This is a genomic window from Microbacterium sp. Z10_103, from assembly GCF_058310455.1.
This window is the reverse complement of the sequence record NZ_JBZEGK010000001.1, coordinates 1,530,255-1,545,234: the sequence shown is the minus strand read 5'-3', so window position 1 is coordinate 1,545,234 and position 14,980 is coordinate 1,530,255. Positions and strand designations below refer to the sequence as shown.

Genomic DNA, 14,980 nt, shown 5'->3' with positions numbered 1-14,980 from the left:
ATACTCCTGATCTCGGGCCCGGTTCGAGGCGTCCGCGGGCGCCGCGCAAGGCCCGATGCCCCGCGGCTTCCGCGGAGCGCGCGGGTTCGCGTCGCACGGGATGCCGGCGGCGCGCTGTGTCGCCGGATCAGGTGTTGTCGCGTAGGCAGGATGATTCGGCGGGGATCGTCCTGTGTCCGCGAAAACTCCTGATCTCGCGGCGAGCCGCACCCGCGGATGCCGCGCCAGGACGGGCGGCGGCCGACGCGTCAGGCGCCGGGGCGCGTCGCGGCGCGGACGAGCGCGACGAGCGCATCGAGCTCGGCGCCCGAGGGGACGGGGCCGGGGACGGAGCCGACGGTGAGGGCGTTGTTGAAGTAGAGCCCGTCGCTCACGAGCATCACGAGCTGAAGTGCTGTCTCGTCGCGCGTATCCGGCCTGATCGCGTCTTCCCACAGGTCGCGAACGCGACGGAGGGCTGCGATCGCGGGAGCACTGCCGTTCTGGGCGAGGCGGGACACCGCGACGATGGCGTTATCCAACGGCGTGCCGGTATGCAGCGACGTACGCATGAAGGCAGCAGCGGCGCCTTCGGGCGACTCCCTGATGCGCGCGATGTCCTCGGCAGCCAGGGTCTCCAGGCGCTCCAGGAGGCCGGCTTCGAGTGCCTCCTTGGAGGCGAAGTGGTAGAGCAGGCCGCCTTTGGACACGCCGGCCGCACGGGCGGTCGCATCGATGGTGGCAGCGCGTTCACCATCCTGGGCGAGGATGCCGGCGAAGGCGTCGAGGACGCGTTCGCGGGCGCGGGGCGGACGGCTCATGAGTGGATGGTATCCAGGGGAGAGGGCGGGGGGCACGTGTTACTATACCGGCTGGACGGTTAAGTAAAGGCACTCATGCTCCAAACGACAAGCACCACCTCGACCCTTCCCGTGATCCGGGCGGATTGGCGCGGATGGGTGGCCCTGGTGGTGCTCATGCTGCCTGTCCTCCTGGTTTCGGTCGACAACACGGTGCTGAGCTTCGCGCTCCCCGCGATCGCCCTCGACCTCGCGCCCACCAGCATCGAACAGCTCTGGATCATCGACGCGTACCCGCTGGTGCTCGCCAGCCTCCTTGTCACGATGGGATCGCTGGGCGACCGGTTCGGCCGCAAGCGGATGCTGCTCCTGGGCGCGACCGGATTCGGCGTCGTCTCGGCGCTGGCGGCGTTCGCCCCGACGGCGGCGCTTCTCATCACCGCGCGGGCACTCCTCGGCGTCTTCGGCGCGATGCTGATGCCCTCGACCCTCTCGCTCCTGCGGACGATCTTCCGCGACCGTGATCAGCGCCGCATCGCCATCGCGATCTGGGCCACCGGCTTCTCGGCGGGATCCGCCCTCGGCCCGATCGTCGGCGGATTCCTGCTGGAGCACTTCTCGTGGGGGTCGGTCTTCCTACTCGCCGTACCCGTGCTGGTCCCGCTGCTGATCCTCGCGCCCCTCCTCGTGCCCGAAAGCCGAGACCCGAGCCCGGGTCGCATCGACGTCCTCAGCATCCTGTTGTCGCTGGCAACCATGGTCCCGATCGTCTACGGCATCAAGGAGCTCGCCGTGCACGGCATCCTCAGCCCTGCGCCATGGATGTTCGCGGTCGGTGCGGTCTTCGGCGTGCTCTTCGTCCGCAGGCAGCTGCGGCTGGACTCGCCCATGCTGGACATGAGCCTCTTCCGCCGCGGCACCTTCTCCGGGGCGATCCTCGTCAATCTGCTCAGCGTTGTGGGGCTCGTCGGCTTCCTGTACTTCGTCGCGCAGCATCTGCAGCTCGTGGTCGGACTCTCGCCGTTGCAGGCGGGACTCGCGCTGCTGCCCGGACTCGCCGCCATGATCGCGTCCGGGCTCCTCGTCGTACCGATCGCCAAACGTTTCCCGCCACAGATCGTGGTGCCCGTTGCCCTGGTCTTCTCCGTCGTCGCCTACCTCGTCGTGGCGTTCGCCACCGGGGATCTACCCGCCCTCATCGGCGCGTTCGTCGCGCTCGGGATCGGTCTCGGCGCGGCCGAGACGGTGTCCAACGAGCTCATCCTCTCGAGTGCACCCTCGGCCAAGGCCGGCGCCGCGAGCGCCGTATCCGAAACGGCCTACGAGCTGGGAGCGGTTCTGGGAACGGCGGTCCTCGGCGGCATCCTCACCGCGATGTACCGTGTGCAGCTCGTCATCCCGGCCGGGGTGCCCGACGCCGCAGCGGATGCGGCGCGCGAGACACTCGCCGGAGCGGTCGCTGCCGCCCAGTCGCTCCCACCGGATGTCGGCGCAGCGCTCCACGAGGCCGCCGCGCACGCGTTCGACTCCGGGGTCGTGGTCACCGCCCTGATCGGCGCGGCGCTCATCGTCCTGGCCGGGGTCATCGCGGCCGCTAGCCTGGGAGGACCCCGCGGCGCGAAGTCCTGACGCGCCCGATCCTCGCTAGGAGTGCCATGTCGCGTGTCGTCAAGCTTGCCGTCATCCCGGGCGACGGCATCGGCCCGGAGGTGGTCGCGGAGGCCGTGAAGGTGCTCGACGCCGCCACGGACGGTCGTGACGTGGCTTTCGAGCGCACGACCTTCTCGCTCGGAGCCGCCCGTTACCTCGACACCGGCGACACCCTCACCGACGACGACCTCGACGCCATCAAGGCGCACGACGCGATCCTCCTCGGGGCTGTGGGCGGGGTCCCGGGCGATCCGCGCCTGAAGGACGCGAACATCGAGCGCGGGATGCTCCTGAAGCTGCGCTTCGAACTCGATCACTACGTGAACCTGCGCCCGTCCAAGCTCTACCCCGGAGCCCCGGGCCCGCTCGCCGATCCGGGCGAAATCGACTTCGTCGTCGTCCGGGAGGGCACCGAGGGCCCGTACGTCGGCAACGGCGGGTCGATCCGCAGGGGCACCCCGCACGAGATCGCCAATGAGACATCCGTCAACACGGCCTTCGGGGTGGAACGCGTCGTGCGATACGCGTTCGAGCTCGCCGGGCGGCGGAGGCACAAGCTCACCCTCGTGCACAAGACCAACGTGCTCGTGCACGCCGGCGGGATCTGGAAGCGGATCGTGGACGCCGTGGCTGCGGAGCATCCCGACGTCGCCGTGGACTACCTGCACGTCGACGCCGCGACGATCTTCCTGGTCACCGACCCGGGCCGTTTCGATGTGATCGTCACCGACAATCTCTTCGGAGACATCCTCACCGACCTGGCCGGCGCCGTCACCGGTGGTATCGGCCTGGCAGCCTCGGGCAACATCAACCCCGACGGCGCCTTCCCCTCGATGTTCGAACCCGTGCACGGATCGGCGCCCGACATCGCTGGACAGCAGAAGGCCGACCCCACCGCCGCCATCCTCTCCGTCGCGCTGCTGCTCGATCACCTCGGGCTGTCCACGGAGGCCGACCGCGTCACCGCTGCGGTCGAGGAGGACATCGCATCCCGGGGCGGCTCCGCCCGCACCACGTCGGAGATCGGCGACGCCATCGTCGCGCGGCTCCAGGCGTAGTCTGAAGCCCAGCGCGCACCGACGCCCTGCTCCCTAACCCGCCAGGACGAACATGACTCTCATCGACAGCGACCCCGACACCGGACTCGAGCCCCTCGAGTTCGCCGTCACGCGAAACCTTGCCGCGAAGTCCCCGGCCCAGCGCGAGGAGATCCTCGCCAACCCCGGGTTCGGTACGAACTTCACCGACCACATGGTGGACATCTGCTGGTCGGTCCGCGGCGGATGGCACCGGCCGCGGGTCTCGCCGTATGGACCCATCTCCCTCGATCCGGCGGCAGCGGTGCTGCACTACGGCCAGGAGGTCTTCGAGGGGATCAAGGCGTACCGTCACGCCGACGGATCCATCCACACGTTCCGCCCCGACCAGAACGCCCGTCGGATGCAGCGCAGCGCCCGGCGCCTCGCGCTGCCCGAACTCCCCGCCGCGTATTTCCTGCAGTCGCTGCGGGAACTCATCGCCGTGGATGGCGCGTGGGTGCCCTCGGGCGATGACCAGAGCCTCTACCTCCGCCCCTTCATGTTCGCGAAAGAGGCCTTCCTCGGCGTCCGACCCGCGAACAAGGTGGCGTACTACCTGATCGCGAGCCCGGCCGGCGCGTACTTCAAGGGCGGCGTGCAGCCGGTGTCGATCTGGCTGAGCGAGGACTACGCGCGTGCGGGCCGCGGCGGCACGGGCGCCGCCAAGACCGGAGGCAACTACGCCTCCAGCCTGCTTCCGCAGTCGGAGGCCTACGAGCACGAGTGCGACCAGGTCGTCTTCCTCGACGAGAAGCGCAACGTCGAGGAGCTCGGCGGGATGAACGTGATCTTCGTCTTCAAGGACGGAACGATCGTCACGCCCGAGTCGCCCAGCATCCTCGAGGGCATCACCCGTGACTCGCTCCTCCAGCTCGCGAAGGACCGCGGCCACAAGGTGCAGGGTCGCTCGGTCTCCCTGGACGAATGGCGCGAAGGCGTGGCATCCGGGAACATCACCGAGGTCTTCGCCTGCGGAACCGCAGCCGTGGTGACGCCGATCGGCATGCTGAAGGGCCGCGACTTCATCGACGTGCAGCCGACCGGCACGCTCGCACTGGAGCTGCGCCAGGAGCTGACCGACATCCAGTACGGCCGCGCCGAAGACCGGCATCACTGGCTCACGCGCCTCGACGCCTGACCTGACCCGACCCGCGACCCGCGACCCGCGACCCGCGAGACTGCGTCTCCGCCACGGGACCGCGTCCGATGGATGGGGTCTCGTGGCGTGCGTGCAGTCTCGCGGCTCGGGGGAGCGGGACGCGCGGGACGGACGGGCCGGGGGAGGGTGGAAGGGCGGGAGCGGCTGGGTAGGGTGGACGGGTGAAGATCGCGCGGTTCAGCCACCAGGACGCCATCCGCTACGGCATCGTCGACGACGACGACCTGGTCGTCCTCGCGGGCGACCCGATGTTCGCCGGGTTCGAGCCCACCGGGGAGCGCGTGCCCCTGGGAGACGCCGCTCTCCTGGCGCCGGTCATTCCGCGGTCGAAAGTGGTCTGCGTCGGCAAGAACTACGCCGACCATGCCGCCGAGATGGGCGGCGAAGCCCCCGCCGAGCCGCTGCTGTTCCTCAAACCCAACACCGCCGTCATCGGGACCGGCGATGTCATCGTGCGGCCGTCGCAGTCGCAGAACACCCACTTCGAGGGCGAGCTGGCTGCCGTCATCGGCCGTATCGCCAAGAACGTCCCGGCCGAGCGAGCACTCGACTACGTCTTCGGCTACACCGTCGCCAACGACGTGACAGCGCGTGACCTGCAGCGCAGCGACGGCCAGTGGTCGCGCGCCAAAGGCTTCGACACGTTCTGCCCGCTGGGCCCGGTGATCGAGACGGAGTTCGACGCCTCCTCGGCCACCGTGACGACGCGCCTGAACGGTGACGTGAAGCAGCAGGCTCCGCTCACCGACATGATCCACTCGGTCGCCGACATCATCGCCTACGCGTCCGCCGCCTTCACCCTGCTCCCCGGAGACGTCATCCTCACGGGTACGCCCGCCGGCGTCGGCCCGTTCGGTGCCGGCGACACGATCGAGGTCGAGATCTCCGGCATCGGCGTGCTGCGCAATACCGCGCGGGATGCCTGACTCCTCGGTCCCCGCGGACACCGACCTCGCCCGCATCCAGCGCCGTACGATCGCGGTGCTCGCCGCGGCCCAGATCCTCGGCGGCGTGGCGTTCGGAGCCACGCTGTCGCTCGGCGTCCTGCTGGCCGCCGACGTCTCCGGCGACGAATCCCTCGCGGGACTCGCGACCGCCGCGATCACCTTCGGTACCGCGCTCGTCGCGATCCCCCTGGCGGGACTCGCGCGCCGCCGCGGCCGCCGGCTGAGCCTGACGACCGGGATGCTGGTGGCTCTCGCGGGCGTGCTCCTGGTGATCGTCGCCACCGCGGCACGAGCCTTTCCCCTTCTCCTGGTGGCGTTCGCGCTGGTGGGGGGAGGGCAAGCGTCCAATCTCCAGTCGCGATTCGCCGCGACCGACCTCGCGTCGGATGCATCGCGGGGTCGCGCGCTGTCGATGGTCGTCTGGGCCACGACGATCGGCGTCGTCCTCGGCCCGAACCTCGTCGGGCCCGGTGAGGTGCTCGGGGGGCTCCTGGGGATGCCGGAGCTCACCGGTCCTTACGTGTTCACCGTGGTGGGTCAGCTCCTGGCGGTCGTGGTGTACCTCGTCGGTCTCCGCCCCGATCCGCTGCTCCTGGCCCAGCGACTCGCCGTGCGCGCGGCCGAGGGTTCCCCCGCCGCCGCCGTCGCGAACGAGGACCACCCGCGCGCCGCCCGGTACGCGATCTTCGCCGTCGCGGCGGCGCACGCCACGATGGTCTCGGTGATGGCCATGACTCCCGTGCACCTGCTGCACCATGGCGCCACCCTGTCGATCATCGGGCTCACCATCAGCCTCCACGTGGCCGGGATGTACGCGCTTTCCCCGGTGTTCGGTTTCCTGGCTGACCGTGTAGGGCGCGCAGCGACCATCCTCATCGGCCAGGCGCTCCTGGCCGCATCCCTCGTCCTCGCCGCGGCCGCACCGGACAGCATGCCCGCCGTGACGACGGCGCTGGTCGTGCTGGGGCTCGGCTGGAGCGCCACGACCGTTGCCGGGTCTGCGCTTCTGACGGAGGCGTCCGCCGCCTCGTCCCGCGTCCGCCGGCAGGGGCTGAGCGACTTCACGATGAGCATGGTGGGCGCCGCCGGCGCCATCATCGCCGGGGTGGTCCTGACGTGGATCGGCTACGGCGGGCTCGCATTGACCGCGCTCGTCCTGGTCGCCGCCGTGTGCGCGGGGCTGCCGTTCAGCCGTGCAGAGCGCGCATCGACCGCTGGAGATCGCGGACGTAGCGCCCCGGCGTCGTATCCGCCACCGCCCGAAACTCGTTGATGAGGTGCGCCTGATCGGCGTATCCCAGAGCGGCGGCCGTGGCCGCCGCGTCGGCGTCCGGCAGTGACAGCTGACGAACGACCTCCTGAAGCCGGATGCGTCGCGCAACGTCGTTCGGTCCGAGGCCGATCGTGCAGCGCAAAGCGCGTTGCAGGGTGCGCTCGCTCGTCCCGATCTCGGCAGCGATCGATCTGCCCCTCCGAACCCGGGGGCTCGCGGTGAGCGCGTCGAGGGCAACGTTCGCCAGCCGCTGCGCTGCGCTGAGGCTTCGTTCTCGCAACATCCCGAGAATAAGGTCATCCGCCCGCGATGCGCGGTCGGGCACGGAGTGAGCCCGTGAGACCGCGCTCAGGAGGCGGTGGGCCCGGTCGTCCACTTCGGGAGTGATCTCCTGCTCGTGATCCATCGCACGCACGTCGAGATCAGACACCACCGCGAGGCCAGCCGGCCGCAACCGGATCGCGAAGACGGCGCCGCGGCCTCTGATGACCCGCGACCATGCGCCTGGCCGCACCGTGGTACCGACGAAGGGCGCCGGCACATCGCCCTCCTCGATGCTGAGGGTGACCGCCGGGAAGTCCACGATCCGCTGCTCGACCGCGTCTGCGGGGGCGAGCTGCCAGTTGACGGCCCAGTAGGTGTCCACGACGTCGCGGACGGCGGCCGCCGGCTGCACCCATTCGGCCCGGAACCGGGTGAGATTCGACGGCACGAGCACCCCCGACCGTTCGCTGTCGTCTATGCGTCGGGTCCGGGCGTCCATGATCTGGCGCAATTCTCCAAGACAGCGGGGCCGGCTGTCGAGAGCATCAGAGGGTGACGACCAACTACCTCAACACGTTCATCGCGGTCGCCCCCGACTGCCGGGTGTCGAGCGCCGAGATTCCTCCGCTCACGGCGGGCACGCCGACCGTTGCCACGCTGCAGTTCGAGCTCATCGCCGCGCATCCCTACGCGATGACGTCGGACGACATCCTCTTCGCGGTGCATGCCACACGCAAGGGCATCCGCGCCGACGAGCTCGACGCCGAGCGCGAGCGCTTCTGGGCGAGAGAACAGGCGTGCCTGCGCGCCTCGCCGCTCGGAAAGCGGTACGGGTGGGGAACGCACCACGACGCGCACGGGCGGGTGGCGGTGTACGGGGTCGGCACGACCGACTACGAACGGCTCATCGCCCGGCCGGATCTCAGCCAGAAGTCCGCGATGCGTTCGCGGCGGGCCTGAGGGTGACGGGGGAGATCACGTGGTGGGGCGTCGCCGTCGCCGCGATCGTCTACTACGCGCTCGGCGCGCTGTGGTTCACGCCCTTCTTCGGTCGCGCCTGGGACCGGTCCATCGGCTACGACCGCGCGAACGACACCGACCGGTTCCCCCTGGCCTACTACACCGTGCCACTGGCAGGAACCGCCATCAGCACGGGTGCCGTGGCGGCTCTCGCCGCACTGGCCGGAGCCGACGGGGTTCTGATGTCTGCCGCGGTCGGCGCGGGGGTCGGCTTGGCGATCGCGGCGGCGTCCACCACGAATGCCCTGACGCCGCACACACCCCAGCCTTATCGGTTCGCGGCCATCACGGGGGGATACCACCTGGTGGGATGTACGCTCGGAGGGTTCGTCATCGGGCTGTTCTGAGCACGGCCGGCCGCCGCGCCTCCCCCCGGCGCTCAGCGGGAGGCGGTGGATGCGGCGACTAGGATCGGGGGGTGCCTGCCACGCCCCACCCCCGTACCACGACCGCCTCCGGCGGCGACATCCGCGTCCGTTTCTGCCCGTCTCCGACAGGACTGCCGCACGTCGGGCTCATCCGCACGGCCCTGTTCAACTGGGCGTACGCGAGGCACAACGGCGGCAAGCTGATCTTCCGCATCGAGGACACCGACGCCGCCCGGGACAGCGAGGAGAGCTATCTCCAGCTTCTGGACGCTCTCCGCTGGTTGCGCATCGACTGGGACGAGGGCGTCGAGGTCGGCGGCCCCCATGCGCCCTACCGGCAGTCGCAGCGGCACGACATCTACCGCGACGTGCTCGACAAGCTCGTCGCATCCGGCGCCGTGTACGAGAGCTATTCCACCGCCGAAGAGATCGACGCCCGCAACGAGGCGAACGGCCGCGCGAAGCAGCTCGGCTACGACAATCACGACCGGCACCTCACCGACGAGCAGAAGGCCGCCTTCCGCGCCGAGGGCCGCGAGCCGGCGTGGCGACTCCGCGTGCCGGACCACGACCTCACCTACGTCGACCTCATCCGCGGCGAGGTCACCTTTCCCGGCGGGAGCTTCCCCGACTTCGTGGTCGTCCGCGCCGGGGGAGTGCCGCTGTACACGTTCGTGAACCCTGTGGATGACGCGCTCATGGGCATCACGCACGTGATCCGCGGCGAGGACCTCATGCCCTCCACCGCCCGCCAGCTCGCGCTGTACGCGGCGCTGATCGACGCGGGCGTGACCGACTTCGTCCCCCGGTTCGGCCACATGCCGCTGGTCCTGGGGGAGACCGGGAACAAGAAGCTCTCCAAGCGCGACCCGAAGGCGGATCTGTTCCTCCAGCGTGAGAAGGGTTTCGTCCACGAGGGCCTCCTGAATTACCTCGCCCTTCTCGGGTGGTCGATCGGGCCCGATCGCGACGTCTTCTCCCTCGACGAGCTGGTCGCCGCTTTCGACATCGCCGACGTCAACCCGAACCCGGCCCGGTTCGACCAGACGAAGGCGGAGTCCATCAACGGTGACCACATCCGGATGCTGGAGCCCGCTGATTTCGCCGGACGCATCGTTCCCTACCTGGCCTCCGCCGGCCTGGTCGACGCGATCCCCACGCCCGAGCAGACCGCCATCATCACCGCGGCGGCGCCCCTGGTGCAGGAACGCGTTCAGCTGCTCGGGCAGGTTCCGGGGATGCTCGGGTTCCTCTTCGTGGAGGAGGTCGCGTACGAAGACGACGCCCTCAAGTCGCTCCCGGCCAATGCCGGCGAGGTGCTCGTCGCCTCCGTCGGTGCGTTGGAGCTCGTCCCCGAGGCGGAGTTCACCGCGGCAGCCGTGCAGCAGGCGCTGTCCACGGCGTTGGTCGAGGAGCTCGGGCTCAAGCCCCGCGTCGCCTACGGTCCGCCCCGCGTGGCTCTCACCGGCCGCCGTGTGTCGCCGCCGCTGTTCGAGTCCATGGAGCTGCTGGGAAAGGCGGTCAGCATCCGTCGCCTGGGAGCGCTGGTGGAACGCCTCGGGCGGTAGCCGCCGGTTTGGCGAGGGTCCGGCTGTCCTCTAGACTGGATCGTCGGCACGGCTTCGGCTGTGACCCGGTGGGGTATGGTGTAATTGGCAACACGGCGGTTTCTGGTACCGTTGTTCTTGGTTCGAGTCCAGGTACCCCAGCAAGACGAAGCAGCCCGGAAATTCGCAGAAGCGCGGATACCCCCGGGCTTCTAGTTTTCTCCGGCGAGGAGCGGGTCACACTGGACCTATGCTCCATCAGCGGCCCCCTGATCGACCCGGTCCGGCGCGGGCGGTGGACGTGGCGCTGCCGGGCCCAGGTCTCTGGCTCGTGCGGAACAGCCCGGCCGATCGCGTTCCCAGCCATGGGACGACGCTTCTCGCCACCGCGTACGCGATCGACCTCGTGCCCGTGGACGATCGCGGTCGGACGGCACCGGTGCGCGCAAAGACGCTGTGGCGCCCGGAGTCGCCCGAGTCCTTCCCGGGGTTCGGGCGGCCGATCCTGGCGCCGATCGCCGGCCGAATCGTCGCGTTGCGTGATGGCGACCCTGACCACGCGACCTACCGTGGCGTCCCCTCGCTCTGGTACGCACTGACGCAGACGCGGCGCGTCAGACAGGGGTGGGCATCCGCAGCCGGAAACCATGTGATCATCGCCGCGCGTCCTCACGTGCTCGTGGCGGTGTGCCACCTGCGGCGGGGAAGCGTCCACGCAGCGGTGGGCGCCGAGGTCGCTCTCGGTGAGGAGGTGGGGGAGTGCGGGAATTCCGGTAACAGCACGGAGCCGCACATTCACCTTCAGGCGATGGACGATGGGGACCCCCGTCGGGCGCGCCCTCTCCCGATCTCCTTCGGTGGCCGGCTCCCACGCAACGGCACCGTGATCGGCACCAGACCCCCTCGTCAGTGACCCGCACGCGGCGATAATGAAGCATGGACGCAACGGCGCTGAGTCCTGAGGAATCTCGGGAGCTCGCCGCGCTGCGTCGCCGGGCGTACGGCCCGAGGCCCGACATCGCCGCCGACCCTGTCGCCGTCGCTCGGCTGGAGGCTCTCGAAGCGCTGCTGCACCGCGCGGGCGCGATGCCTGCGCCGGTGCCGGCACCGACCGCATCCGCTCCATCGTCCCCGCGGGGGGACCGACCCAAGGTTGGGGGGACCCTCGCCGACGCTCCCGCCGATGACATCGGCGACACCGGTGCCGCGTCAGAGGGGACCGGGGCACGGTCGCGCCGGGTTCCGCCAGGGTTCGGCCGGGTCCGGAAGCCGTGGCTCGTGGCCGTCCTCGCCGTCGCCCTCACGGCCGTGCTCGTGTGGGGCGTCTCCCAGCTCTCGGCACCCGGATCCGACATGTCTCTGGGGCGCATTCCCGCCGGGCAGGATGCGGAGCGCCTGGCTCGACAGGGGTTCCTGGATGCGGCGGACGTCACCGCGGACGAGGTCCAGAGGTTCGAAGCCTACGAGGCGCTTCAGATCTGGCTGGTGGTGGCGGCGTCGGGGGAGCGATGCCTCGTGATCGAAGCGGAGAGGTACGGCATCCTCGGCGTGAACTGCACGCCCCGTGGACTTGATCCCACGATCGATCTCCGGATCTGGCGCGGGATGCGCGCCAACGTCTTCGGTGATCTTCCCCCCAACACGTTCCTCCGTTTCTCCCACCACAGCGACCGCGTGCACGTCTGGATCCGCCCGCCATCCGGGGAGAGCTGAGCCGGGGTCAGATGTCCGCGCTGTCGCCCGGGTCCAGGGCGAGGAACTCGCCCCCGTGCTGCTCGGTGGCCCACTGCAGCCGTGCGCGCCCCATATCGCGGCCGGCTACGGACAGGGTCATGTCGTGGGTGCCGAACGCACGTCGTGGGCGCACGGCGAGGACGAAGTCCATCGCCTCGCCGATCTTGAGCCACGGAGCCCCCACCGGGGCGGCCAGGAGCTGTACATCCGCGCCTTTGGGTACGGCGTAGGAATCGCCCGGGTAGTAGAAGGCGCCGTTCACGAGCACACCGACGTTGTCGATCACCGGGATGGACTCGTGGATCACGGCGTGCCGACCGCCGAAGAACTCCAAACGGAACGGTTCGAGTTCGACGGTGTCGCCGGGCGCGACCACCGTGATGTCGTGGCCCGGCGCGGCGTGTGCGAGGCCCTCGGGACCGAAGATGGGGACACCCCCGGTCGCCTTCCGGATGCGGTCGAGGTGTTCGGCCGTCCAGTGGTCGGGGTGCTCATGCGTGACCACGACGCCGATCACGCCGCCGAGGTCGGTCAGTGGAGTGGTAAACACCCCCGGATCGATGATCAGATGCTTGCCCGACACCTCCACGCGGAGGGCCGCGTGCTCATACTTCGTCACTCGCATACGGCCGAGTCAACCGCGCCGTGAGCCGCCGGGCAACCACCCCTCGCCGGGTCGCCCCCGATTTGGCCGCCTCCCCGCGTGCATGGCATAATCGAACGGTTGTCGACGGCCCCATCGTATAGAGGCCTAGTACGCCGCCCTCTCACGGCGGTAACGCGGGTTCGAATCCCGCTGGGGTCACAACAGGGAAAGAAGCCCGTCCGGATGGACGGGCTTCTTCCGTATTCCCCCAGGCAAGAGCCGGGGCGCGTTAGCTCGCCTCGGAGGCGCGCGCAACCCCGGGAGCGCGGTTGTCCCGGCGAGGCGACCGCGGGGGAGGATGAGGGTATGTCCACCAATCCGTACGAGTCTCGTCCCTGGCTCTCCTCCTATGCCGACGGCGTTCCCGCCGACATCGAGGAACCCACGCAGACGCTCCCCGCGATGATGGACGCGAGCGTCCGCGCGTTCGGGCGACGGCCGGCGCTGGAATTCTTCGGAGCTGTGACGACCTACCGGCGGCTCGGCGAGGAGATCGAGCGCGCCGCGGAAGGCCTGCGGCGGATGGGCGTTCGGCGCGGAGATCGGGTGGCCCTCGTGCTCCCCAACTGTCCGCAGCACGTCGTCGCCTTCTATGCGGCGCTCAGGCTGGGTGCGGTCGTGATCGAGCACAACCCGCTCTACACCGCGCGCGAACTCCGTCATCAGTTCGAGGATCACGGCGCGCGGTTCGCGATCGTCTGGGACAAGGTGTACGACACCGTCGCGGGGTTCCCGTCCGATCTGGCGCTCGATCGGATCGTGAGCGTCGACATCACCGAGGCCCTCCCTCTTGCCAAGCGGCTCGCTCTGCGCATTCCGATTCCGAAGGCGCGGGCAGCGCGCGAGCGCATGACGAGCACGCCGAAGACGCGGCATCCGCTGGCCTGGAAGAAGCTCATCGCCTCGCGCCGTCTCTCGCGGCGGGTGGCCGGCCCGGTGGTCACCGATCTGGCGCTGCTGCAGTACACCAGCGGCACCACGGGCACTCCGAAGGGCGCGATGCTCACCCACGCCAACCTGCGCGCGAATGCCATGCAGGGGCGGGCCTGGGTACCCGGACTGGTCGACGGTCGCGAGACGTTCTACGGCGTCCTGCCCCTGTTCCACGCGTACGGGATGACCCTGTGCCTGACGTTCGCGATGAGTATCGGCGCGAAGCTCGTCCTGTTCCCGACGTTCGACCTGGAGCTGGTGACGGATGCGGTGAAGAAGAGCCCACCGACGTTCCTCCCCGCCGTTCCTCCGATCTATGACCGCCTCGCGCGCGCTGCATCCCGCGGCACCATCGACCTCTCGAGCGTTCGATTCGCGATCTCCGGCGCCATGAGCCTGCCGACCGCCACGGTCGAGAGGTGGGAGGAGGCAACCGGCGGACTGCTCGTCGAGGGATACGGGATGACGGAGACGTCTCCCGTGGCGCTCGGCAACCCCATGGGACCCACCCGGCGCCCGGGCACCGTCGGCGTCCCTTTTCCGAGCACGGAGATCCGCGTGGTCGACCCCGACGACCCCGCCGTCGACCGGCCGCTGGGGGAGCCGGGCGAGCTGCTCCTTCGTGGACCGCAGGTGTTCCAGGGGTACTGGCACCGTTCGGAGGAAACAGCCGCCACCCTGCTTCCCGGTGGATGGCTGCGCACCGGCGACATCGCCTCCGTATCGCCCGACGGTTTCGTCACCATCGTCGACCGGCTCAAGGAGCTGATCATCACGGGGGGTTTCAACGTGGCACCGACGGAGGTCGAGTTCGCGCTGGAGACCCATCCCGACGTCGCCGAGGCCGCGGTCGTGGCGCTTCCGCGTTCCAGCGGAGGTGAGGATGTGGCAGCGGCCGTCGTTCTGCGCGAGGGTGCGGAGCTCGACGTGGAGGCACTCCGCGACCACTGCCGCGAGCACCTCGCGGCGTACAAGGTCCCGCGTCGCATCGTCGCCGTGGACGACCTGCCGCGCTCGCTCATCGGCAAGGTGCTGCGACGAGAGGTTCGGGAGCGCCTGCTCGCCCGCTCCTAGGCCGGCAGGACAGGGAGCCTCGCCCCCGGGACCCGGATTCGGCCGCGGGCACCACCGGCGTCGCGTACCGTTGAGACGAACGAGGAGGAGACGCCGTGCGGGTTGTGCAGTCATCGGATTGGCGGGACGAGATCCCGTTCGACGTACCCACCCCCGCGGCCGAGGCGGCTCCGGGCGAGCCGACGCGCTGCTTCACGTGCGGCGTGGCCGGCGATCCCCTTCCGCGCACCGAGCTGTGGGTTGTGAAGCACCGTCACCCCAACCACCACGCCGGCTATGTCCGCTTCTACTGCAGCGCGCACACCCCCGCCGCCCCGGCACCGCCCGCCGTCGTCGCGCCGGTGCGACCCGCGCGTTCGTCGAAGCCCCGGGCTCCGCGCGCCGAGGCCCCCGTCCGCCGCCCCGCGCCGTCGGACACTGTTCGGGCGATGTGCCCGGACTGCTTCGTCGAGGTGTCTGCCACGGGTGAGTGCGGCATGTGCGGCCGACAGGTCGCCTGAAACCCGC

The 14,980-nt window shown here is 69.9% G+C and carries 15 protein-coding genes and 2 tRNA genes; 14 read left to right on the top strand and 3 right to left on the bottom strand.

Translation table 11 applies throughout. The annotated features are described in order from the left end of the window. Window positions 1-248: 248 nt before the first annotated feature. A complete protein-coding gene (locus tag AC4FS2_RS07290) occupies window positions 249-800 on the bottom strand; it encodes a TetR/AcrR family transcriptional regulator (protein ID WP_491152401.1) in 552 nt (183 codons plus the stop codon). A 75-nt stretch (window positions 801-875) separates the two neighbouring features. Here AC4FS2_RS07290 and AC4FS2_RS07285 point away from each other — a divergent pair, with 75 nt between their 5' ends. The 5 genes from AC4FS2_RS07285 to AC4FS2_RS07265 all read left to right on the top strand — a co-directional run bounded on the left by AC4FS2_RS07285 (window position 876) and on the right by AC4FS2_RS07265 (window position 6,887). Beyond that, complete coding sequence (locus tag AC4FS2_RS07285) at window positions 876-2,408, top strand: MFS transporter (RefSeq protein ID WP_491152403.1); 1,533 nt, start codon at window positions 876-878, stop codon at window positions 2,406-2,408. 26 nt (window positions 2,409-2,434) lie between these two features. Further along, a complete protein-coding gene (locus AC4FS2_RS07280; RefSeq protein ID WP_491152405.1) occupies window positions 2,435-3,487 on the top strand; it encodes a 3-isopropylmalate dehydrogenase in 1,053 nt (350 codons plus the stop codon). Window positions 3,488-3,539: 52 nt separating this feature from the next. Further along, the gene (locus AC4FS2_RS07275; protein ID WP_491152407.1) at window positions 3,540-4,646 is read left to right on the top strand and encodes a branched-chain amino acid aminotransferase; all 1,107 of its coding nucleotides are present in this window, start codon (window positions 3,540-3,542) and stop codon (window positions 4,644-4,646) included. 182 nt (window positions 4,647-4,828) lie between these two features. Further along, on the top strand, window positions 4,829-5,593 hold the full coding sequence (locus tag AC4FS2_RS07270) for a fumarylacetoacetate hydrolase family protein (protein WP_491152409.1): 765 nt from the start codon (window positions 4,829-4,831) through the stop codon (window positions 5,591-5,593). After that, window positions 5,586-6,887 carry an MFS transporter gene (locus tag AC4FS2_RS07265; protein ID WP_491152411.1) on the top strand — a complete coding sequence of 434 codons (1,302 nt, stop codon included), beginning with the start codon at window positions 5,586-5,588 and terminating at the stop codon, window positions 6,885-6,887. The genes AC4FS2_RS07270 and AC4FS2_RS07265 overlap by 8 nt, the downstream gene beginning before the upstream one ends. On the opposite strand, the gene AC4FS2_RS07260 is transcribed toward AC4FS2_RS07265, so the two are convergent. Continuing rightward, a complete protein-coding gene (locus tag AC4FS2_RS07260; protein ID WP_491152412.1) occupies window positions 6,802-7,650 on the bottom strand; it encodes a helix-turn-helix domain-containing protein in 849 nt (282 codons plus the stop codon). The genes AC4FS2_RS07265 and AC4FS2_RS07260 overlap by 86 nt on opposite strands. A 53-nt stretch (window positions 7,651-7,703) precedes the next feature. On the opposite strand from AC4FS2_RS07260, the gene AC4FS2_RS07255 reads away from it, so the two are divergent. From AC4FS2_RS07255 to AC4FS2_RS07230, 6 genes are all read left to right on the top strand, one after another. Beyond that, window positions 7,704-8,111 carry a DUF6157 family protein gene (locus AC4FS2_RS07255; RefSeq protein ID WP_491152414.1) on the top strand — a complete coding sequence of 136 codons (408 nt, stop codon included), beginning with the start codon at window positions 7,704-7,706 and terminating at the stop codon, window positions 8,109-8,111. A gap of 2 nt (window positions 8,112-8,113) precedes the next feature. Continuing rightward, complete coding sequence (locus AC4FS2_RS07250) at window positions 8,114-8,518, top strand: DUF1761 domain-containing protein (protein ID WP_491152415.1); 405 nt, start codon at window positions 8,114-8,116, stop codon at window positions 8,516-8,518. Window positions 8,519-8,589: 71 nt separating this feature from the next. After that, on the top strand, window positions 8,590-10,107 hold the full coding sequence (gene gltX, locus AC4FS2_RS07245; protein WP_491152416.1) for a glutamate--tRNA ligase: 1,518 nt from the start codon (window positions 8,590-8,592) through the stop codon (window positions 10,105-10,107). A gap of 69 nt (window positions 10,108-10,176) precedes the next feature. Then, window positions 10,177-10,248, top strand: a tRNA-Gln gene (locus tag AC4FS2_RS07240). Window positions 10,249-10,336: 88 nt separating this feature from the next. After that, window positions 10,337-10,999 carry a M23 family metallopeptidase gene (locus tag AC4FS2_RS07235; protein WP_491152418.1) on the top strand — a complete coding sequence of 221 codons (663 nt, stop codon included), beginning with the start codon at window positions 10,337-10,339 and terminating at the stop codon, window positions 10,997-10,999. A gap of 23 nt (window positions 11,000-11,022) precedes the next feature. Beyond that, complete coding sequence (locus AC4FS2_RS07230; protein ID WP_491152419.1) at window positions 11,023-11,799, top strand: hypothetical protein; 777 nt, start codon at window positions 11,023-11,025, stop codon at window positions 11,797-11,799. 7 nt (window positions 11,800-11,806) lie between these two features. Here AC4FS2_RS07230 and AC4FS2_RS07225 read toward each other — a convergent pair whose 3' ends face one another. Then, the gene (locus AC4FS2_RS07225) at window positions 11,807-12,445 is read right to left on the bottom strand and encodes an MBL fold metallo-hydrolase (protein ID WP_491152421.1); all 639 of its coding nucleotides are present in this window, start codon (window positions 12,443-12,445) and stop codon (window positions 11,807-11,809) included. Between the two features lie 107 nt (window positions 12,446-12,552). Between AC4FS2_RS07225 and AC4FS2_RS07220 the strand changes: the two genes are divergently transcribed. The 3 genes from AC4FS2_RS07220 to AC4FS2_RS07210 all read left to right on the top strand — a co-directional run bounded on the left by AC4FS2_RS07220 (window position 12,553) and on the right by AC4FS2_RS07210 (window position 14,973). Further along, a tRNA-Glu gene (locus AC4FS2_RS07220) sits at window positions 12,553-12,625 on the top strand. A 147-nt stretch (window positions 12,626-12,772) separates the two neighbouring features. Beyond that, window positions 12,773-14,473, top strand: a complete 1,701-nt coding sequence (locus AC4FS2_RS07215) for a long-chain-fatty-acid--CoA ligase (protein ID WP_491152423.1) — start codon at window positions 12,773-12,775, stop codon at window positions 14,471-14,473. Window positions 14,474-14,568: 95 nt separating this feature from the next. Then, the gene (locus tag AC4FS2_RS07210) at window positions 14,569-14,973 is read left to right on the top strand and encodes a glucose-6-phosphate dehydrogenase (protein WP_491152424.1); all 405 of its coding nucleotides are present in this window, start codon (window positions 14,569-14,571) and stop codon (window positions 14,971-14,973) included. Window positions 14,974-14,980: the final 7 nt, after the last annotated feature.